16 protein-coding genes are annotated in these 21,327 nt (G+C 72.5%); 13 read left to right on the top strand and 3 right to left on the bottom strand.

Annotation, left to right across the window (positions count from 1 at the left end; translation table 11 throughout):
- Positions 1 to 34: 34 nt before the first annotated feature.
- Together V6N00_RS10625 and V6N00_RS10620 are read left to right on the top strand one after the other, a co-directional pair.
- A complete protein-coding gene (locus V6N00_RS10625; RefSeq protein ID WP_334232260.1) occupies positions 35 to 772 on the top strand; it encodes a lysophospholipid acyltransferase family protein in 738 nt (245 codons plus the stop codon).
- 125 nt (positions 773 to 897) lie between these two features.
- Entirely contained in the window at positions 898 to 2,262 is a 1,365-nt protein-coding gene (locus tag V6N00_RS10620; RefSeq protein ID WP_334232258.1) for a class II 3-deoxy-7-phosphoheptulonate synthase, read from the top strand.
- Positions 2,263 to 2,389: 127 nt separating this feature from the next.
- On the opposite strand, the gene V6N00_RS10615 is transcribed toward V6N00_RS10620, so the two are convergent.
- Together V6N00_RS10615 and V6N00_RS10610 are read right to left on the bottom strand one after the other, a co-directional pair.
- Positions 2,390 to 4,687 (bottom strand): Stk1 family PASTA domain-containing Ser/Thr kinase, encoded by a 2,298-nt coding sequence (locus V6N00_RS10615; protein WP_334232184.1) that lies wholly within the window; start codon positions 4,685 to 4,687, stop codon positions 2,390 to 2,392.
- Between the two features lie 217 nt (positions 4,688 to 4,904).
- Entirely contained in the window at positions 4,905 to 6,140 is a 1,236-nt protein-coding gene (locus V6N00_RS10610) for a LysM peptidoglycan-binding domain-containing protein (protein ID WP_334232256.1), read from the bottom strand.
- Between the two features lie 402 nt (positions 6,141 to 6,542).
- Between V6N00_RS10610 and V6N00_RS10605 the strand changes: the two genes are divergently transcribed.
- Entirely contained in the window at positions 6,543 to 6,956 is a 414-nt protein-coding gene (locus tag V6N00_RS10605; RefSeq protein WP_416385069.1) for an Rv2175c family DNA-binding protein, read from the top strand.
- Positions 6,957 to 7,030: 74 nt separating this feature from the next.
- Here the strand turns inward: V6N00_RS10605 and V6N00_RS10600 are convergent, their stop codons facing one another.
- Positions 7,031 to 8,134 (bottom strand): polyprenyl synthetase family protein, encoded by a 1,104-nt coding sequence (locus V6N00_RS10600; RefSeq protein WP_334232182.1) that lies wholly within the window; start codon positions 8,132 to 8,134, stop codon positions 7,031 to 7,033.
- Between the two features lie 154 nt (positions 8,135 to 8,288).
- On the opposite strand from V6N00_RS10600, the gene dinB reads away from it, so the two are divergent.
- The 10 genes from dinB to murD all read left to right on the top strand — a co-directional run bounded on the left by dinB (position 8,289) and on the right by murD (position 21,313).
- Positions 8,289 to 9,779 carry a DNA polymerase IV gene (dinB, locus tag V6N00_RS10595; RefSeq protein WP_416385068.1) on the top strand — a complete coding sequence of 497 codons (1,491 nt, stop codon included), beginning with the start codon at positions 8,289 to 8,291 and terminating at the stop codon, positions 9,777 to 9,779.
- A gap of 255 nt (positions 9,780 to 10,034) precedes the next feature.
- The gene (locus tag V6N00_RS10590) at positions 10,035 to 10,409 is read left to right on the top strand and encodes a DUF3040 domain-containing protein (protein WP_334232177.1); all 375 of its coding nucleotides are present in this window, start codon (positions 10,035 to 10,037) and stop codon (positions 10,407 to 10,409) included.
- Positions 10,410 to 11,013: 604 nt separating this feature from the next.
- Complete coding sequence (mraZ, locus tag V6N00_RS10585) at positions 11,014 to 11,445, top strand: division/cell wall cluster transcriptional repressor MraZ (RefSeq protein WP_334232175.1); 432 nt, start codon at positions 11,014 to 11,016, stop codon at positions 11,443 to 11,445.
- A gap of 316 nt (positions 11,446 to 11,761) precedes the next feature.
- Positions 11,762 to 12,772 (top strand): 16S rRNA (cytosine(1402)-N(4))-methyltransferase RsmH, encoded by a 1,011-nt coding sequence (gene rsmH / locus V6N00_RS10580; RefSeq protein WP_334232174.1) that lies wholly within the window; start codon positions 11,762 to 11,764, stop codon positions 12,770 to 12,772.
- A complete protein-coding gene (ftsL, locus tag V6N00_RS10575) occupies positions 12,769 to 13,359 on the top strand; it encodes a cell division protein FtsL (protein ID WP_334232172.1) in 591 nt (196 codons plus the stop codon). The genes rsmH and ftsL overlap by 4 nt, the downstream gene beginning before the upstream one ends.
- Positions 13,360 to 13,547: 188 nt before the next feature.
- Positions 13,548 to 15,293 (top strand): peptidoglycan D,D-transpeptidase FtsI family protein, encoded by a 1,746-nt coding sequence (locus V6N00_RS10570; protein WP_334232170.1) that lies wholly within the window; start codon positions 13,548 to 13,550, stop codon positions 15,291 to 15,293.
- Between the two features lie 26 nt (positions 15,294 to 15,319).
- A complete protein-coding gene (locus tag V6N00_RS10565; protein WP_334232168.1) occupies positions 15,320 to 17,107 on the top strand; it encodes a UDP-N-acetylmuramoyl-L-alanyl-D-glutamate--2,6-diaminopimelate ligase in 1,788 nt (595 codons plus the stop codon).
- Entirely contained in the window at positions 17,104 to 18,612 is a 1,509-nt protein-coding gene (locus V6N00_RS10560; RefSeq protein WP_334232166.1) for a UDP-N-acetylmuramoyl-tripeptide--D-alanyl-D-alanine ligase, read from the top strand. Before V6N00_RS10565 ends, V6N00_RS10560 begins: the two co-directional genes overlap by 4 nt.
- Positions 18,609 to 19,715 carry a phospho-N-acetylmuramoyl-pentapeptide-transferase gene (mraY, locus tag V6N00_RS10555; protein WP_334232164.1) on the top strand — a complete coding sequence of 369 codons (1,107 nt, stop codon included), beginning with the start codon at positions 18,609 to 18,611 and terminating at the stop codon, positions 19,713 to 19,715. The genes V6N00_RS10560 and mraY overlap by 4 nt, the downstream gene beginning before the upstream one ends.
- Entirely contained in the window at positions 19,697 to 21,313 is a 1,617-nt protein-coding gene (gene murD, locus V6N00_RS10550; protein ID WP_334232163.1) for a UDP-N-acetylmuramoyl-L-alanine--D-glutamate ligase, read from the top strand. The genes mraY and murD overlap by 19 nt, the downstream gene beginning before the upstream one ends.
- The last annotated feature ends 14 nt before the right edge of the window (positions 21,314 to 21,327 follow it).

Here is a 21,327-nt window from a genome sequence, read left to right as displayed (position 1 = left end):
GGTGATGGCGTCATCGGAGCGGGAAGGGCATTCCTTGGTCTACTGGTTCTTCAAGCACCTCGTCGTCGGTCCGCTCCTCGTCCTGGTCTTCCGGCCGTGGGTGAGCGGACTGCGCCACGTCCCCGCCGCGGGCGGGGCGATCCTCGCGAGCAATCACCTCTCGTTCTCCGACTCGGTGTTCCTGCCGGTCGTCGTGCCGCGCCCGGTCGCCTTCCTCGCGAAGCAGGAGTACTTCACGGGCAAGGGCCCCAAGGGGTGGGTGATCGCCCTGTTCTTCCGGCTCATCAACCAGATCCCGATGGACCGCTCCGGCGGCGCCGCCAGCGCCCTGTCCCTGACCGCCGGCGCCGAGGTGCTGCGCGAGGGCAGACTGCTGGGCATCTATCCCGAGGGCACCCGCAGCCCCGACGGCCGGATGTACCGCGGGAAGGTCGGCGTCGCGACGCTGGCGCTGCAGGCGGGCGTGCCCGTCGTACCCGTCGCCATGATCGGCACCGACAAGGTCCAGCCCATCGGCCGGATCATCCCGCACGTGCGGCGGGTCGGCATCATCATCGGGCCGCCGCTGGACTTCAGCCGCTACCACGGCCAGCACGAGGACCGCGCGGTGCTGCGGACGGTCACCGACGAGATCATGGACACCCTCTCCCGGCTGTCGGGGCAGGATTACGTGCCGGACGTGTACGCCGCCACCGTCAAGGCGCAGCTCGCCCAGAAGCAGAAGCAGAAGCGGTCCGGCGTCACCGACGGGGACACGACGCCGGCGGACTGAGCCGCACCCGCATCGCAGGAGCGCCGCGATGGTGAGGCGTCGCGCAGCGGTCCGTTTTCGGCGCCCGCTCGCCCCGCCGGTACGCTGGTCGCGTGAGTCTTGACGCAGCCACCCCTGGTTCCCGTATGATCCCCGCGACCGGCACCCAGGAGGGCGCCGCCGTGTATCCGGGCCTGGACGCGTGGCGCTCGCTGCCGATCGAGCAGCAGCCGGGCTGGCAGGACGACCCCCAGCTCGACGCGGCCCTGACCGAGCTCTCCTCAGCCCCGCCGCTCGTCTTCGCCGGCGAGGTGGACCAGCTCCGCTCCCGGTTGGCCGCCGCCGCCCAGGGCCGGGCGTTCCTCCTGCAGGGCGGGGACTGCGCCGAGACGTTCGAGGGCATGACCGCCGACCGGATCAGCGCCCGCGTGCGCACCATCCTGCAGATGGCGGTCGTGCTGACCTACGGCGCCTCGCTGCCGGTGATCAAGATGGGCCGCATGGCCGGCCAGTTCGCCAAGCCCCGCTCGTCGAACGACGAGACCCGCAACGGCGTGACGCTGCCCGCGTACCGCGGCGACATGGTCAACGGATACGACTTCACCGAGGAGTCCCGCCGCCACGACCCGAAGCGCCTGGTGCGCGCCTACCACAACGCCGCCTCCACCCTGAACCTGATCCGGGCGTTCACGCAGGGCGGTTTCGCCGACCTGCGGGCCGTGCACGACTGGAACCGAGGCTTCGCGGCCCACCCCGCGCACGTGCGGTACGAGTCGACGGTCGCCCAGATCGACCGGGCCCTGAAGTTCATGGCCGCGTGCGGCGCGGACTTCGACGCCCTGCGCGGCGTCGAGTTCTTCGCCAGCCACGAGGCGCTCGTCCTCGAGTACGAGCGGGTGCTGACCCGCATCGACTCGCGCAGCCGGCTGCCCTACGACACGTCCGCGCACTTCCTCTGGATCGGGGAGCGGACCCGCGACCTCGACGGCGCGCACGTCGACTTCCTCTCCCGCGTGCGCAACCCGATCGGCGTCAAGCTCGGTCCCAGGACGAGTCGCGAGGACGTCCTCGGCCTCATCGAGCGGCTGGACCCGGACCGCGAGCCCGGACGGCTGACCTTCATCAGCCGGATGGGCGCCGGCGTCATCCGCGACAAGCTGCCCGACCTCGTGACCACGGTCAAGGACAGCGGCGCGACCGTGCTGTGGATCACCGACCCGATGCACGGCAACACGGTCACCTCACCGAACGGGTACAAGACCCGCAACTTCGACGACGTCGTCGACGAGGTCCGCGGCTTCTTCGAGGTGCACCGCGAGCTCGGTACCGTGCCGGGCGGCATGCACGTGGAGATGACCGGTGACGACGTCGCCGAGTGCCTGGGCGGCTCGGACCGGATCGACCAGGAGGCGTTCCTGACGCGCTACGAGTCGGTGTGCGATCCGCGGCTGAACCACCAGCAGTCCCTGGAACTGGCGTTCCTCGCGGCGGAGTCCCTCGCCGGCCACTGAGCCAGATCCGTCCGACCGGGCCGGATCTGGTCGACTGAGCTCGACTGTCCGACCATCGACGGCGGCGGAGTGTCACGCTCCGCCGCCGTCGTCGTCTCCGCGTTCGGAACGACGACCGCGACGAGCGTCAGACGACGGTCAGGACGATCGTCGACCCCTCCGGTGCCGTCCCGCCGCGGGGATCCTGGGCCCTGACCGTGCCGAAGAAGCCGCCGAGCACGTTGCGAACGTCCACCTGGAAGCCTGCGGCCTCCAGCTCCCGGCGCGCGTCGTCCACCTGCCGGCCGATGAGGTTCGGTATCGCGACCATGCGCGGCCCCTTCGAGAGGGTGAGGTTCACGGTCGAACCACGCGGGGCCTGGCCGCCGGCCGGCGACTGGGAGGCGACCGCACCGTCGGGCACCGTGCTGCTGAAGACGCGGGCGGGCGCCACGGCGGCCACGAGCCCGGCGTCGGTGAGTCGCCGGCGCGCCTGCTCCTCGGTGGTGCCGGTGAGACCCGGGACGTCGACGGGCTGCCGTCCGCGGGAGACGACGAGGTCGACGTCCGCGCCGGCACGGCGCTGGGCGTCGGCGGCCGGGGACTGACTGATCACCCGGCCACTGGCCACCGTCTCGCTCCAGGCCCCGCTGACGGTGCCGACACCGAGCCGGGCGCCGGTGATCGCCTCCTGCGCCTCGGCGCTGGTCCGGCCGATCACCCCGGGCACCGCGTACAGTGTCGGTCCGGCGGAGACGTACAGGGTCACCGGCTGGTAGCGGTGGATCGAGGTGTCCGCGGCGGGGTCGGTGTCGATCACCGTGCCGGCGGCCGCGATCTCGTCGTTGACGCGGCGGACCGTGCCGGCGAGGCCCAGGTCGGCCAGGGACTGCTGGGCGACCGCGAGCGTGCGCGCCCGCACGTCGGGCACGGCGACCGCGACGCCGGGCCCGTAGCCGAAGAACCAGGCGAGCAGGCCGGCGATGAGCGCGACCAGGACGGCGAGCACGATGAGCAGGGCGCCGCGTCGTCGCGGGTGGCCGTGGTGCAGGGAGAGCGTGGGGGAGACGCCCCGGCCCCGGGCGGCCGGCCGGGCGTCCCTGCGGCCGCCGTCGTCACGGGGACCGGGCTCGTGGCCGCCCGAACCGGGGCGACCGGACGCGTCCTGGTCCCGGGAGCCGAACCGGGCGTCGCCGGCGGGGCCCGGGAGCACGGTGGTCGCACCGGCGTCGTCCAGCTCGGCAGCGTCGTTCAGCTCGCCAGGGTCGTCCAGTTCGGCAGGGTCGTTCAGCTCGGCAGGGTCGTCCAGTTCGGCAGGGGACCACGGCAGCGCCGTCGTCGGCGCGGTGCCGTCCGGTGAACCGGGGTACGGGACGGCCGTGGTGGCGGCGAGCGGGGCGATGACCTCGGTGTGGCCGTCCGCGGCGTGGATCGTCCGGGGCTGCCGGTCCGGTCGTGCCGGGAGGGCGGTCCGCTCGGTGTCCCGGGCCGCGGCCGCAGTGATGCCCGGACTCGGCGTCGGGCCGTCGTCCCCCTCGTCGCCGTCCCCGTCGTCCCGCACCGGGGCACCGAGGCCCGGACGACCGACCGGGGGGACGCCGGCACCGGGAGCGCCGGGACCGTCCGCGTCGAGGTCCTCGTCCGAGAGGGTGCTCTGGATGTGCCGCAGTTCCTCGAGCAGGGCACGGGCGTCGACCGGACGGTTGTCCGGATCCGCGGCGGCGCACCACTGCACCAGCTCGTCCAGCTCCGCCGAGAGGCCGGGCACGAGCCGCGACGGGGGAGGGACCGCGGAGTTGACGTGGGCGTAGGCGACCTGGACGGCGCTGTCGCCGGTGAACGGCTGGCGTCCCGTGAGCAGCTCGTGGAGCAGGACGCCGACGGAGTACAGGTCGCTGCGGGCGTCCGTGGGCTCCCCGAGGACGACCTCCGGCGCGATGTAGGCGACCGTGCCGAGCAGCGTCGTGGACCGGCTCGGAGCGGTGATCGCGCGGACCAGCCCGAAGTCGGCGACCTTGACCCGCCCGTCGTGCCCGATCAGCACGTTCTCCGGCTTGACGTCCCGGTGGATGAGGCCGGCCTCGTGCGCCGCGGCGAGCCCGTCGATCACCGGGTCGATCAGCGCGAGCGCGTGGCGCGGCGTGAGCCGCCCGCGTTCGTCGAGCACCTGGCGCAGCGTGCGGCCCGGCACGTACTCCATCACCAGGTAGACGACGTCGTCGTCGGCCCCCCGGTCGAGCACCTGGACGACGTGAGGGTGGTTCAGGCGGGCCGCGGCCCGGGCCTCGCGGATGAACCGGTCGAGGAAGTCGGGATCGGCGGTCAGATGGTCCGCCATCACCTTGACCGCCACCTCGCGATCGAGGCGGGTGTCGATGGCGAGATGGACGGTGGACATGCCCCCGCGCGCCAGCTGCTCGACGATCTCGTAGCGCTGGTCGATCACCCGGCCCACCAGCCGNTGTCGATGGCGAGATGGACGGTGGACATGCCCCCGCGCGCCAGCTGCTCGACGATCTCGTAGCGCTGGTCGATCACCCGGCCCACCAGCCGGTCGGGTACACGATGCACCCGTCGATCGTACGATGCAGACGGGTCGGGCCCCGGCGCAACACTCGCACCGGGGCCCGACCCACGGGGACCTGCCCCGTGACGCACTCGCGTCAGCTGAAGCGCTTCATGTGCGCCTTGACGGCGTTGACGTAGGCGCGGGTGTCGGAGAAGAAGCCGTGCTGCGCGAGCGAGCCCTGCCCCTGGTAGTACGAGCCGATCGCGTGGTCCAGGTCCTTGCTGGACCGCACGAGCGACCGGATGATCGCGACGCCGGCCGTGACGTTGTCGTACGGGTTCAGCAGGTTCAGGTGCCGGCCCACGAGCTGCGAGGCCCACTCACCGGACGACGGGATGACCTGCATGACGCCGATCGCGTTCGCCGGCGAGACCGCCGAGGCCGAGAACCCGGACTCCTGGTAGGCGAACGCCATCGCCAGCGCCGGGTTGACGCCCATGGACCGCGCGGTGCTCGCGACGATCTGCTGCATCTGCGCCGGGCTCGGCAGGTGGGCCGCGAGCAGCGCCGCCTTGTTCTTGTTCGCGTCCGCGACGACGTCCTTCGGGTACGTGTAGTGCAGGAACGTGCTGGGCACCTTCGTCGAGCTCGACTGCGGCGCGACGGTGGTCCCGCGACCCGGGATGACCAGGGTGCGGCCGGCGTAGATGATGGTCCGCACCGTCATGTGGTTGGCGTTCAGCAGCGACTGCAGGGAGATGCCGTGGCGGTTGGCGATCCCGCCGAGGGTGTCGCCGCTGCGGATCGTGTACCGGCCGGACGGCGCGGCCGCCGGCTTCGCGGCGGGCTTGGGAGCAGGCTTCGCCGTGCTGGCGACCACGCGGGGAGCCTGCGAGCCGGACAGGCGCAGGTGCTGGCCCGGGTAGATGATCGAGGACATCGTCAGCCCGTTCGCGGCGAGCAGCGACGACAGGCCGATGCCGTGGCGCGCGGCGATCGCCGAGAGGGTGTCGCCGGACCGCACGGTGTACGAGGTGGATGGGGTCGCCGGGGCGGCGCTGGCCGGCCGGGGAGCGGCGGCCGCTCGCCGGGCGGGGGCGCTGACGGTGCCGGTCAGTCGGAGGACCTGCCCCGGGTGGATGACGCTCGCGCCCGTCAGCCGGTTGAGGGCGAGGACGGATGTGGGATTGAGGCCGTACCGGGAGGCGATGGCCCACACGCTGTCGCCGCGCTGGACGGTGTAGCGGGAGGGGACGGCCCGCATCGGGGCCAGGCGGCTCGGGGCCTGCACGGCGGGGGCGCCGACGAGCGGCACGTGGGCGACGGTGTGGGCCGGCACCTGGACGGGTGCGGCGGCGGCGGGCTCGGCGAAGGCGAGCGACGAGAGCATCACGGCCGGAACGGTGGCGGCGGTGACAGCGGCTCCGAGAACACGGCGGCTCGACGTGGGCGTGTCAGAGGGGCCCGGGGGCACGGCATGAGAGTGGGCAGCAGACATGGTCGTCCTCGAGGATCGGGGGCACCCGGCACCGGAACCATCCTCTGCTTCCCCAGTCGGCATGATGAGGATGGTTCCGGTGTTGAAGGTGTGGCGAATGAGACAGCTGTGAATCTACCGGACAATCGCGATATCACAAACAGGTCTCGCGAAACCGGATTTCATCGCTGTGATGTCGATCGTGTCGCGCCGGTCGCGGCAGGGCCTCGATCCCCGGCAGGCCGCGGATCGAGCCGGGTCGGCGACGTGGGGCTCGACGTGGCACCGGAGCCCGGTCCGTGACACCCTGAGCGGGTGGATACGCATGACACGACCCCGTCCGACGGCACGACGTCGCAGCCCGCCCCGAACGGTGAGACCGACCTCACCGAGCTCGTGAGCGACTGGCTCCCCCTGCCCGACGTCGCCGAACGGCTGGGACTGCAGGTCACGAAGGTGCATCGCCTCATCGACGACGGCACGCTGCTCGCGATGCGCGTGGGACGGCCGCCGGTGCGCAGCGTCCCGGCCGACTTCATCACCGAGGACGGGCCCGTCGACAGCCTGCGCGGCACGATCAGCGTGCTGCGGGACGCCGGGTTCGGGGACGACGAGGCGCTGCGCTGGCTCTTCACGCCGGACGAGTCGCTGCCGGGCCGGCCCATCGACGCGCTGCGCACGGGCCGCAAGACCGAGATCCGCCGGCGGGCGCAGGCCCTCGCCTGGTGACTCGGCCGTCCACTCGCGCTCGCTGACGCTCCCGCCGATCGGCGGTGTCGGCCCGACGGAACAGGCCCGACGGCCTAGGCCTGCCGGGTCACCGCGCGATCGGCGAGGCCGACGAGGGCGTCCCGCACCTCGCCCGGAACCGCCAGGCGGCCGATCCGGTCGACGGCGGTCCGGTGGAGCTGTCCGATCAGGTCCTCGGTCCGGCGCAGGGCGCCCGAGTCGGTGAGGATCGCCCGGAGCCGTTCGATCGCCGCCGCATCCAGGTCCGGGCGGCCGAGGCAGCTGCTCAGGTAGGCGGCGTCGTCGGCTCCCGCGTCCTGCAGGGCGTAACCGATCAACACGGTGCGCTTGCCCTCGCGCAGGTCGTCCCCGGCGGGCTTGCCGGTCAGGGCCGGGTCGCCGAAGACGCCGAGGACGTCGTCGCGCAGCTGGAACGCCTCGCCCAGGGGCAGGCCCGCCGCGCTGAACTCGTCGATCAGATCGGGATCCCCGCCGGCGAGAGCCGCGCCGAGCACGAGCGGACGTTCCACCGAGTACCGCGCCGACTTGTAGGAGGACACCGTGCGGGCGCGCTCGACCGCCTCCGCGGGATCCCGCTGCGGCCCGGCGACCTCCTCGAGCACGTCGAGGTACTGGCCGGTCAGCACCTCCATCCGCATCCGGTCGAAGATCAGGCGCGCCGGGGTTCCGCTCGCGGCGGCCGGCCCGAGCGAGCCGAACACCTGCTCGCTCCAGCTCAGGCACAGGTCACCGGCCAGGACGGCCGCCGAGACGCCGAAGTGCGCGCCGTCCAGCGCCCAGCCCTGCTCGGCGTGCAGGGCCTCGAAGCGGCGGTGCACGCTCGGCACGGAGCGCCGGGTGTCCGAGCGGTCGATGATGTCGTCGTGGATCAGGGCCGCGGTCTGGAACAGCTCGAGGGCCACGCCCGCGGCGACGACGTCGACCGCGGCCGGGTCGGCGACCGCGGTCCAGCCCCGGTAGCAAAGCGTGGCGCGCATCCGCTTGCCCCCGCTGCTCAGGCTGGCGACCGCGTCGACGAGGTGCCGCCCGTCCGGCGAGATGGCGATCAGCTTCTCGCCCTCGGCACGCAGGAAGGTCGTCAGGGCGGCGTCGACGGCGGCCACGAAGGCCCGGTCGTCGGCGGGGACGTCGTGGACCTGGCGTACCGGTGCGGACATGCGGACTCCTCCGGTTCGGGGCTGCGGTCCTGCCAGTCTAGGGTCGGCCCGGGCAGCGCCGGCCGGCGTGCCCTCCGTCCCGGCCGGCGCGGGCGCGGCGTCTGCCGACCCGGCCGTGCGGGCCCGTCCGGAAATGTCGGCGGCGACTTCTAGCATGGACACCGTGAGCGGGCAGGGACGAACGCGGGCCGGGGTCGAGGGAGCGCCGGGGACGCCGTCCGCGCGCAACCCGCGCGGCAGCGTCATCATGCACGTGGACATGGACGCGTTCTACGTCTCCGTCGAGGAACTGGACGACCCGTCGCTGAAGGGGCACGAGGTGCTGGTCGGCGGGGCGTCGCCGCGATCCGTGGTGCTCTCGGCGTCCTACGAGGCGCGGGCCTACGGCGTCCGGTCGGCGATGCCGGTGGGGGCTGCGCAACGGCTGTGCCCCCAGGTGCGCATCGTCGTCCCGTCCATGGAGAAGTACCGGCGCATGTCGGCCCGCGTGATGGCGGAGTTCGCGCGCGTGACCGACCTCGTCGAACAGGTGAGCGTCGACGAGGCGTTCCTCGACGTGGGCAGCGCCGTCCGGCGACTCGGCGAGCCCCTGCAGATCGCGCGGATGCTGCGCGAGCGCATCCGGACCGAACTCGGCCTGCCGGCGACGGTCGGCATCGCCGACACGAAGTTCGTCGCCAAGATCGCCTCGACGCAGGCCAAGCCCGACGGCCTGTTGCTGATCCCGTCCGAGCACACCGTCGACTTCCTGCACTCGCTGCCGGTGACGGCGTTGTGGGGCGTGGGGGAGAAGACCCGGCAGGTGCTGGCGAGGGCCGGCATCTCCACGGTCGCCCAGCTCGCGGCGACGCCGATCGAGACGATGCGGCGGATGCTCGGCGCCACCGGGGAACACGTGCACCGGCTCTCGTGGGGCATCGACCCGCGGTCCGTGACACCGGTTCGGGTGGAGAAGAGCATGGGCGCCGAGGAGACGTTCGCCGTCGACGTCGCGGCCGACGTGCGGCTCGAGGCGGAGTTGCTGCGCCTGGCCCACCGCACCGCCGCTCGGCTGCGCGCCGCGGGCCTGCAGTGCCGCACGGTCTCGATCAAGGTCCGCTACTCGGACTTCACGACCCTCACCCGGTCCCACTCGCTGGTGGAGGGCATCGACAGCGCCGCGCGGCTGCACGCCGTCTCCGTCGCCCTGCTGCGTGCGCTCGGACCGCGGCCCCTGCCGGTGCGCCTCATCGGTCTGCGCGCCGAGTCGCTGGCGGATGCCACCGGCGTCGCCGAGCAGCTGAGCATCGACCGGCAGGAGAACAACTGGCGCACCGCTGAACGCACCCTCGACGACGTCCACCGGCGGTTCGGTTCCACGGCCGTGGGCCCGGCGCGCCTGCTGCCGGGTCCGGCCGGCCGGCCGGGGGCGGGGGAGAGCGCCGCGGCGGCCCGTGGTGGGGCATCGACGGAGGGGCGTCCGAGGTCCTCCGGGAACTCCGCCGGCTCCCGGACCACGACGTCGCCCGGTGCCCGGATGCCGGCACCGGACGGGTCTCCGGACGCCCCTGGTACGGGGCGCGAACGGCGTCCCGGCGACGCCGGGACACCGCCGCCACAGGCCCGCTCCGGGTGGGGCCGCGAGGGATATCCCCGTCATCGATAAGACCGCTTTCCATTGCGTTCGGCGGGACCCTATTCTGGTGGAGGACACACTGTTCTGACTGCGCGGCCGCAACTCGACGGCGTGGTAGGAGCGACCCCTCGGGACGACCCCCCAGAAACTGCTCGGAATCCGAGCGATCAGGGAACATCATCCGTGCGAGAATCGTTCTCCAGACCAGGAGTCGGAGTTTTCCTCACGGGCCAATCAGCGGGGCGCGGGGATCCTTCAGGTCGGATCGAGGGCAAGGAGGCAGTGATGCCACTGTCGGAGCACGAGCAGCGCCTGCTCGAGCAGCTGGAACAGCAGTTGCACAACGAGGACCCCAAACTGGCGAGCACACTCGGGTCCGGGTCGACGCGATCGGTGGCCGCCCGGCACATCATCCTCGGATCGCTCGTGGCCGTGGTCGGCGTTCTCGTGCTGTTGTTCGGCATCTCGTCGCAGATCATCGTGCTCGGCGTCCTCGGCTTCCTCATCATGGGTGCCGGCATCTACTGGGCCTCGTCCCGGCGCCGCCGCACCCCGGCGGACGGGGCCGCCGGCGGGGGGAGTTCCGCCCGGCCCCGGCGCAGCGCCTTCATGACGTCCCTCGAGGAACGATGGGACGAGCGTCGGCGCGACGACTCCTGACACCGTCGGTCACGTCGGTGGACCGCCGGCCCCCCGGCCGGACGTCACGGTCGTCCGGCTGACGAGGTTGCACGACACCTGATCACCGAGCTTGCGAAGGGCCCGCCACGGCGGGCCCTTCGTCATGTCCGGGGTGTACCCGAAGCGCCGGTCGTCGGCGCCTGTTCCTCCCGCTCCGTGACGGCGGTCCTCCACTCCGCTCCACCGGGGTCCTCCACTTCCCTCCACGACGAGCGTCGAGCCCCGGGGCGGTGCCGGCGCGACGGCGCCGTCGATCGCGTACCGCCGTGCCACCGAGAGCAGACCGCCGACACCGGAGATCGCCGGATTGACAGGGAAGCAGGGGTGCCGCCGAGGGGTGCCGCATCGTGCGGCGTCGGGTCGGACGCTCTCCTCCCGGCCCCGGAGAAGGCACTCCACTCGCGTGAGCCGCCGTGCGCTCCGATCCGGTGTCCGCGGCGTCGTGTGCCCGCAGCCCACACCCCCGATCCGCGCCAGGACGCGCGGACACGGCGATCGGGGAACGATGTGCGTTGACAGTGGAGGGCGGTGGAGTAAAGTGGAGCGTAGTAGAGGATGACGGAGACGCGCTTGGGGGTGCGAGGTGTTCCTGGGAACGTACTCGCCCCGTCTCGACGAGAAAGGGCGTCTCATTCTTCCGGCGAAGTTCCGCGAGGAACTGTCGGAGGGCCTGGTGCTCACCCGAGGGCAGGAACGTTGCCTCTACGTGTTCAGTCAGAAGGAGTTCGAACGAGTCCACGAACAGATGCGACAAGCCCCCATCTCGTCGCGTCAGGTCCGGGACTACATTCGGGTCTTTCTCTCCGGCGCCTCCGACGAGGTGCCGGACAAGCAGGGACGGGTCACCATCCCTGCGGCGCTGCGGGACTACGCAGGGCTGGACCGGGAACTGGCCGTGATCGGCGCAGGGACCCGAGCCGAGATCTGGGACGCCCAGGCCTGGCAGGGGTACCTGACGGAGAAGGAGAACGCCTTCTCCGAGACCGACGAGGACGCCCTGCCGGGTGTCTTCTGAGGCCACGACGATGACGACGGGAACCCTGCGACGCGCCGGATGCGCTGTGGTGGGATCTCCAGCCGCCCGTCCTCTCGACCTGACTCACCTTCCCCGGAGTCAGGCTGACGGGGGCAGGCGCGGATGGGGATCCGACTGCACCGACATCACGGCGCGTCGCGCGCGTCCGTCCCGGCTCACGGGCCATCCGGATGCGATTGTTGATCAGGACATGACGACGCCGGACCACCCCCTCCCACGGAGGCGGCCCGGCACGGCCGTGACACTGCTTCCCGGTCGCCGGGACGGTGCGCGGCACGAGGTGGGGCGAGGTGTGATGAGCGGGCAGAAGCCGACGTCGATGCGCCACACCCCCGTCCTCCTGAACCGCACGCTCGACCTTCTCGCTCCTGCCCTCGACCGCCCCGGTGCCGTGGTGCTGGACGCGACGCTCGGCATGGGTGGCCACAGCGAGGCGATGCTCACCCGCTTCCCTGATCTGCGCCTCATCGGCGTCGACCGCGACCCCCAGGCCCTCGCGCTGGCCGGGGAACGCCTCGCCCCCTTCGGTGATCGGGCCACCCTGGTCAAGGCCGTCTACGACGAGGTGCCCGACGCCCTCGCCGAGGCCGGCGTGGACCACCTCGACGGCGCCCTCTACGACCTCGGCGTCTCCTCCCTGCAACTCGACGAGGCCGACCGCGGCTTCGCCTACGCCCAGGACGCCCCGCTGGACATGCGGATGGACACGACGACCGGCATCACCGCCCGCGAGCTGGTCAACACCGCGGACGAGTCCGAGCTCGTGCGGATCATCCGCCGCTACGGCGAGGAGAAGTTCGCCGGTCGCATCGCCCGCGCCATCGTCACCGCTCGCACCACCGCCGAGTTGGCGACCACGGGTGCGCTCGTCGACGTCATCCGCTCCGCCGTGCCCGCGGCCGCCGCCCGCACCGGCGGCCACCCCGCGAAGCGGACCTTCCAGGCCCTGCGCATCGCCGTGAACGAGGAGCTCGACGTGCTCGAGCGGGCCGTCCCGGCCGCCCTCGCCGCCCTCGCGCTGCACGGCCGGATCGTCGTGCTCTCGTACCACTCGCTCGAGGATGCCATCGTCAAGCGCGACCTGGCCGCGGCGTCGCGGTCGAGCGCCCCGAAGGGCTTCCCCGTCGAGCTGCCCGAGCACCGGGCGCGCTTCCGCCTGCTCACCCGGGGTACCGAGACCCCGACCGAGCAGGAGATCGCGGCCAATCCCCGCGCCGCCTCGGCCCGCCTCCGGGCGGCCGAACGCATCCTCGAGGATCCCGCACCACCCCGCACTGGCCACCACACAGACAGGAGAGGCGCATGAGTGCCGTCACCACCCAGCCCGATGCGCCCGCCGTCCACGAGGCCGCCGGCCGCGCGCGCACCGAACCGCGCCGCCGGACGCCCCTGTCGGTGGTCCCCGCCGGGCCCAGCCGCCGTCGCACGCCGTTCGTCGTGTTCTGCTTCCTCGTCCTGGCCTCGGCGCTGGTGGCCGTGCTCGTCCTGAACATCAACGTGTCCGGCGGCCAGTACGAGCTGATCAAGCTGCGCAACGAGCAGACGGCGCTGACCGAGGGCAACGAGGCGCTCACGGCCCAGGTGGAGAACAACGTGGCGCCCCAGAACCTCGCCGCGAAGGCCGCCAAGGCGGGCATGGTCCCCGCCCCGGCGCCCGGGTACATCAACCTGGACCGTCTCAGCGTCTCCGGCAACCCGACCGCGGCCGTGAAGAAGGACGCGCCGAAGGTTCTCATCCCCGCTCCGGCGGTTCCCGGCGCGCCCTCCCCGGTGAAGACGGGGGACAAGGCCGATGATGGCAAGAAGGGGTCGGCCGCGTCGAAGGGCACGGCGCCCCAGCCGGTCGATCTGCACGGCGGCACCATCGAGGCGCCGCGGCAGAAGGGCCAGTGACCCGCGGCATCCGCGGGACCACGAACCCCTGACGAACGGCCGACACTTGTCGGCCGCCGCCGGGACCACCAGCAGAGAACGACCGAGGAACGACGCGGCGGGCAGTCACCCGTGCGCGCCGCTCCTGAAGCGATGGGAAGAGCGTGGCAGCAGGCAGGACGACGACACCTGGACGGACTCGCGACGGGATGGCGCAGGCGGTGATCGGCCGGCGGCTGCGAACCGGGCTGGTCATGCTGCTGGCCCTGCTCGTGGTCCTCGGCGGCCGGCTCTTCTGGGTGCAGGGCCTGGATCCCTCGGGCCTCGCGCAGGCCGTCACGGCGAACCGCACCCGCGTCATCGACATGCCGTCCACGCGGGGCGAGATCGTCGACGCGAACGGCAACGTGCTCGCCAAGAGCGTGCAGAGCTTCAACATCACGGTGGACCAGACCCTGTTCCAGGACTACGACCGTGCGCAGGACAACGGCGCGATGACCCACGTGACCCGCGACCAGGCCATCGCCCAGTTCGCGGGTGTGTTGAAGATGGACCCGAAGAAGGTCCGCGCCGCTGTGACGGGCGACAAGCGGTTCAACTACGTGGCCCGCAACGTCAGTCCCGCGGTGCGCACCCGGATCATCGACCTGGACAACCCGGCGATCTACTCCGAGTCCAACACGCAACGCGTCTACCCGTCCGGCGCCGTCGCCGGCGGCCTGGTCGGTTTCATGAGCTCGGACAACCGCGCCCTCGCCGGCCTCGAGCTGACGCAGGACAAGCAGCTGACCGGCACGGACGGGCAGCGGAAGTTCGAGATCGGGGCCAACGGCGTCCGCATTCCCAACGCGACCTCCGAGGACGTGCCGGCGAAGAACGGCGAGACCGTCAAGCTCACGATCAACCAGGACATCCAGTGGGTCGCGCAGCAGGCCATCGCCAACCAGGTGGCCGCGAACAAGGCCGAGTGGGGCACCGCCGTGGTCGTCGAGGTCGCCACCGGCAACCTGATCGCCGTCGCCGACTCGACCACCGTGGACCCGAACAACCCGGGCGCCACCCCGGCCGACCGGCGCGGCTCGCTCGCCGTCAGCGCCGCCTACGAGCCCGGCTCGACCACCAAGATGATCACCGCCTCCGGCCTCATCGAGGAGAAGAAGGCCACCCCGCTCTCGCAGTACCTGCTGCCGCCGACCTACACCATCGACGGGCAGACGTTCTCCGACTCGTTCGAGCACGGGTACGAGCGGCGCACCCTCGCCGGCATCCTCGGCTGGTCGATGAACACCGGTACCGTCATGGCCGGCTCCGCGCTGACCCGTCAGCAGCGCTACGACTACCTCAAGCGCTTCGGCATCGGCCAGCCCCTGAACCTGCCGCTGCCCGGCACCAGCCAGGGCATCCTCGCCCCGCCGGACCAGTGGGACGGCCGCCAGCAGTACACGGTGCTGTTCGGCCAGGGCGTCTCCCAGACGCCCGTGCACACCGCGATGGCGTTCCAGACGATCGCCAACAACGGCATCCGTCTGCAGCCGCGCCTGATCGACGCCTACATCGACCCCGACGGCACCGAGCACAAGGTGCCCATCGCCCCCGGCACGCGCGTCGTCTCCGACGACACCGCGCATCAGGTGCAGCAGATCATCGAGGGCGTCATCACGGACGGCGGCGCCAAGGACGCCCAGCTGGAGGGCTACCGGGTGGGCGGCAAGACCGGTACCTCGGAGAACCCCGGACCCAACGGTCACTTCGACGGGTACACGGCGTCCTTCGTCGGGATGGCGCCGATGGAGAACCCCAGGTACGTCGTCGGCATCGTCCTGCAGAAGCCGCAGGGCAACATCTACGGCATCTCGACCGCGCCGGCGTTCAAGACGATCATGAGCCAGGTGCTGAACACCTACAAGGTGCCCCCGTCGACGGGCACCCCGCCGCATCTGCCGCTGAACTACTGAGCGCCGGACGCGCTACGGTGAACAGGATGCCTACTGATCATTCAGCCTCCGCCGACGCTGCCCGCGTCCCGGCCGGCGACCACGCGAATGCCGCCGACGAGCCGCCGGCCGGTGCGGCCGCGCTGCGGCCCGCCCACCCCCGCTCGGTGCCGCTGTCGGAGCTGCGCACCCTGATCGGGGCGCAGGCCGGTGCGGCCGGTGCGGCCGGTGCCGTCGAGGCCGTCGACCCCGCCGTCACGGGCGTGAGTCTGAACACGTCGCAGACCCTGCCGGGCGACCTCTATGCGGCGCTTCCCGGCGCCCACCGGCACGGGGCCCAGTTCGCGGCCGCCGCGGTCGAGGCCGGGGCCGTCGCCGTTCTCACCGACCCCGAGGGCGCCGCCCTCCTCGGAGCGGACACCGCCCGGGCCGGCGTCGCCGTGCCGGTGCTCGTCCACGCGCAGCCGCGCACGGTCGTCGGTGCCCTGTCGGCGCGGGTGTTCGGGCCGGCGCAGGGCGAGGCCGCCCCGGCGCTGTACGCGGTGACCGGCACGAACGGCAAGACCACGACGACGTACCTGACCACCGCCCTGCTCGGGGCCGCCGGAGCGAAGACCGGGCTCATCGGCACGATCGAGATCCTCGCCGGGCGCACGCCGATCCCGTCGGTGCTGACCACCCCCGAGGCGCCGCAGGTCCACTCCGTCCTCGCCCTGATGCGCGAGCACGGCGTCGGTGCGGCGGCCATGGAGGTCTCGTCCCACGCACTGTCCTACCACCGGGTCGACGGCATCCGCTTCGACGTCGCCGGCTTCACCAACCTGACCCAGGACCACCTGGACCTGCACGGCAGCATGGGGGAGTACTTCGCCGCCAAGGCACAGCTGTTCACGCCCGAGCACACCCGCCGGGCGGTGGTCCTGGCCGACGACGACTGGGGCCGCGCGATGGCCGCCCACGCGGCCGAGCAGCTCGGCGCCGACGCCCTGACGACGCTGCTCGTCGACGGCGCGGACGCCACGGCGAGCGACGGCACGACCGACCTGCCGGGCGCCGTCTGGCGCGTCATCGACGTGGTGCGCGACGGCCTCGGCCACCGCTTCACCCTCGCGGGCCCCGACGGGGCGCGGCTGCGTGCCCGCACCGGCCTGCCCGGCGGCTTCAACGTCGCCAACGCCGCCCTGGCCGTGCTCATGGTGCACGCCGGGGGCATGGACGCGCCGCAGCTGCAGCGCCTGCTGGACGAGACGGACGCCCTCACTCCGCAGGTGCCGGGCCGGATGCAGGTCATCGGCACCGCGCCGCACGCTATCGTGGACTTCGCCCACAATCCCGACGCCCTGGTCCGCGCCCTCGAGGCAACCCGGCCGGCCGGCGACGGGAAGCTGCTGATCGTCTTCGGCGCCACGGGCGACCGGGACGCCACCAAGCGTCCCCTCATGGGCGAGATCGCGGCCCGGCTCGCGGACGTCGTCATCGTCACCGACGACGACCCGCACGACGAGGATCCCGCCCCGATCCGCGCCGCCGTCCTCGCGGGCGTGCACCGGGCCGTCCTCGACGAGCGGCTCGGCACGGTCGTCGAGGAGGTCCACCCGCGGGCGCAGGCCATCCGGCGCGCCGTGGAGCTCGCCGGGCCGCAGGACAGCATCCTCGTGGCCGGCCGCGGACACGAGGTGTGGCAGGAGGTCAAGGGCGTGAACCTGCCGCTGGACGACCGGCAGGAACTGGCCGACGCGCTCGCCGCCGGCCGGCGCGGGCAGGCACCCGCCGACGGGGCCGCTCCCGAGCCCCGGGACGGCCGTCACGACGAGGAAGGCAACACACGAGCATGATGGACCTCACGGCGACGCAGATCGCCGAGATCACCGGCGGTACGCTCACCGCCGGCGCCGATCCGGAGGCGGTCGTCACGACCGTCGCCACCGACTCCCGCGAGGTCACCGCCGGCACCCTCTTCGTCGCCAAGCCCGGGGAGGTGGCCGACGGACACGACTTCATCCCCGCCGCGCTGGCCGCCGGCGCCACCCTGATCCTCGCCGAGCGGGAGACCACCGACGACACCGGCCGCCCGCACCCGGCCGTCGTCGTGCCCGACGCCGTGCTCGCCATGGGCGCCCTGGCCGCCGACCACGTCGCCCGCCTGCGTGCCGCCGGAGACCTGACCGTCGTCGGCGTCACCGGGTCGGCCGGCAAGACCACGACCAAGGACCTGACCACCGCCCTCCTGGCGACGCAGGGGCCGACCGTCGGACCCATCGGGTCCTACAACGGCGAGGTCGGCGTCCCGCTGACCGTGTTCACCGCCGGCCCGGACACTCGGTACCTCGTCATCGAGATGGGCGCCACCCAGCTCGGCAACATCGCCTACCTGGCCGACATGGTCCGCCCCGACCTCGGTGCCGTGCTCATGGTCGGCAGCGCCCACCTGGGCGAGTTCGGCTCCGTCGAGAACATCGTCACCACCAAGGGCGAGCTGGTCGAGGCCCTGCCGTCGACCGGCACCGCGGTCCTCAACCACGACGACGAGCGGGTCCGCACCATGGCCGCCCGCACCGCCGCCCCGGTGCTCTGGTTCACCGCCGACCCCCACGCCGCGGACGACCCGCAGCTCGCGGACGCCGTGCGTGCCTCGAACCTGCACACCGACACCGACGGGCACCCCGTCTTCACGCTCCACCTGCCCGCCGGACCTGCCGGCGCGACGAGCGAGCACGACATCACGAGCCGCCTGATCGGCGTGCACCACATCGGCAACCTGCTCGCCTCCGCCGCCCTCGCCCACGCCGCCGGGGTTCCCGGCGCCGCGATCGCCGAGGTGCTCACCAGCAGCGGCGCCGTCAGCCGCTGGCGGATGGAGCGCACCGACCGGGCCGACGGGGTGACCGTCATCAACGACGCCTACAACGCCAATCCCGACTCCATGCGCGCCGCCCTGCGCACGCTCGCCGCGCTCGGCGCCGACTCGGGCCGGCGCACGTGGGCGGTCCTCGGCACGATGCTCGAGCTGGGGGAGGGCTCCGTCGCCGAGCACGACGCCGTCGGCCGCGCCGCGGTGCGCCTGAACATCGCTCAGCTCGTCGTCGTGGGGGAGGACGCCCGCGCGATCCACACCGGTGCGGTGATGGAGGGCTCCTGGGGCGACGAGTCGCGCTGGGTGCCCGACGCCGACGCGGCCGAGGCGCTGCTCGCCGACGCGCTCCGCCCCGGCGACATCGTGCTCGTCAAGTCCTCCAACGGGGCCGGCCTGCGCCACCTGGGCGATCGGATAGCATGGGGGCCGATGAGCAGCCAGGGCACGGACGAGGGTCCCGCAGCGCCGGAGGTCACCGCGCCGTGATCGCGCTCATCCTCGGCGGTGGCCTGGCCCTGCTCTTCTCCCTGATCGGCACGCCGCTGTTCATCCGCCTGCTCGTGCGGCGCGGCTACGGCCAGTTCATCCGCGACGACGGCCCCACCTCGCACCACACCAAGCGCGGCACGCCCACCATGGGCGGCACCGTCGTCGTCGCCGCGGTGGTCGTGAGCTACCTGCTCACCCACCTCATCGTCTTCCTGCTCAACCCGCGCGCCGAGGGGCCGACCATCTCCGGCGCCCTCCTGCTGTTCCTCATGTGCGCGATGGGCGGGGTCGGCTTCCTCGACGACGCCCTGAAGATCTCCAAGCAGCGCAGCCTCGGGTTGACCGCGGTCGCCAAGCTCGTGCTGCAGGGCATCATCGGCATCGTCTTCGCCGTGATGGCGCTCGGCTTCCCCGACGCCAACGGCGTCACGCCGGCCTCGACCGCCATCTCCTTCGTTCGGGACACGCCCGTCAACCTCGCGTTCGCCGGTCCCGCGCTCGGCGTCGTGCTGTTCGTGATCTGGGCCAACCTCATCGTCACCGGGACGACCAACGGCGTGAACCTGACCGACGGGCTGGACGGCCTCGCCGCCGGCGCGTCGATCATGGTGTTCAGCGGGTATCTGATCATGGGCTTCTGGCAGTACAACCAGAACTGCGCGTCCCCGCGCATCGCCCACGGCGCCTGCTACATGGTCCGTGATCCGCTGGATCTGGCGATGCTCGCCGCGGCCCTCATCGGCGCCCTGGTCGGGTTCCTCTGGTGGAACACGTCGCCGGCGAAGATCTTCATGGGCGACACCGGTTCGCTGGCCCTGGGCGGTGCGGTCGCCGCGTTCTCGATCCTCTCCCGCACCGAGCTGCTGCTCATCGTCCTGGCCGGCCTGTTCGTCATCATCTCCCTCTCGGTGATCCTGCAGGTCGGGTTCTTCAAACTGACCAAGGGCAGGCGCCTGTTCAAGATGGCGCCCCTGCAGCACCACTTCGAGCTCAAGGGCTGGGCCGAGGTGACCGTCGTGGTCCGCTTCTGGATCGTGTGCGGGCTGTGCGTCGCCGTGGCCGTCGGCATGTTCTACGCCGAATGGGTGGCCCTCGCGTGAGCCCGGAGCCCTCCGCCGAGCCCCCTCTCACCGACACCGACCGCACTCGGGACCTGCGCTCCTGGGACGCGGACTGGTCCGGACTGCGCGTCGTCGTCGCCGGCATCGGCACCGCCGGCTTCGCCGCCGCGGACACCCTGATCGAGCTCGGCGCCGCCGTCGTCGTCGTCGACGCGGCCGACACCGACGCCAGCCGCCAGGCCGCGGACACGCTGCGCATCGTCGGCGCCCGCGACGTCCTCCTCGGCCCGGACACGGGCGGCACCCTCCCGGTGATCGACGACGCGCAGCCCGAGCTCATCGTCGTCTCCCCCGGCTGGCGCCCCACCGCCCCCCTGCTGCGTGCCGCGCAGGCCGCCGGTGTGCCCGTGTGGGGCGACACCGAGCTCGCGTGGCGGGTCAGCGAGCGCGCCGGCCGGAAGACGCCCGCCTGGCTCGCCATCACCGGGACCAACGGCAAGACCACCACGGTCGGGATGACGGAGGCCATCCTGCAGGCCGCCGGCCTCAGGGCGATCGCCGTCGGCAACGTCGGCACGCCGATCCTCGATGCGCTGCGCGACCCGGTCGAGTACGACGTCCTGGCCGTCGAGCTCTCCAGCTTCCAGCTGCACTACAGCCACAGCCTCTCGCCGCTGGCCAGCGTGTGCCTGAACGTCGCCGAGGACCACGTCGACTGGCACGGCTCCTACGAGGCCTACCGGGACGCCAAGGCCTCGGTGTACGCCCGGACCCGGGTGGCGTGCGTCTACAACGCGGAGCAGATCGAGACCGAGCGGATGGTCGAGGACGCCGACGTCGTCGAGGGGGCCCGTGCGATCGGGTTCACGACCGGCGCCCCGGCCGTCAGCATGCTCGGCATCGTCGACGGCCTGCTCGTGGACCGTGCCTTCATCGCCGAGCGCCGCGACAGCGCCGCCGAACTCGCCCAGATCTCCGACATCGGGGACCTCGTGCCGCGGCACCAGGTGGCCAACGCCCTCGCCGCCGCCGCGCTGGCCCGCGCCGCGGGCGTCGAGCCGGTCGCCGTGCGCGACGGGCTGCGCGCCTACCAGCCCGGCGCCCACCGCATCCAGCCGGTCGCGACCCTCGACGGCGTGCTGTGGGTCAACGACTCCAAGGCCACCAACCCCCATGCGGCCGATGCGTCGCTGGCGGCGTTCCGGCCGGTCGTGTGGATCGCCGGCGGCCTGTCCAAGGGCGTCGCCTACGAGGACCTCATCACCCGTCACCGGGAGCGGCTCAGCGCCGTCGTCCTGATCGGCGTGGACAGCGCCGACCTGCGCACGGCACTGGCACGACACGCTCCGGATGTGCCCGTCATCGAGCGCGACGCGGGCGAGACTGGAACCGGGCAGCCTGCCGGGGCAGGATCAGACGTCATGGCCTGGGCCGTGTCGGCCGCCGCCGCGGTGGCCTCCGACGGGGACACCGTGCTGATGGCACCGGCGGCCGCCTCGATGGACCAGTTCGTCTCCTACGCCGAACGCGGCGACGCCTTCATCCAGGCGGTGCGGGACCTCTCCACAGGGGAGCGCACCGCTGGTGCCGGCCCCACCGGGCAGGGCTCCACCGACGGTGGCGCGGACGTCGACTGACGTCGTTCGCCGGT

It is taken from the genome of Tersicoccus mangrovi, from assembly GCF_036881825.1.
GTDB lineage: Bacteria > Actinomycetota > Actinomycetes > Actinomycetales > Micrococcaceae > Tersicoccus > Tersicoccus mangrovi.
This window is presented reverse-complemented; position numbering and strand designations above follow the sequence as displayed.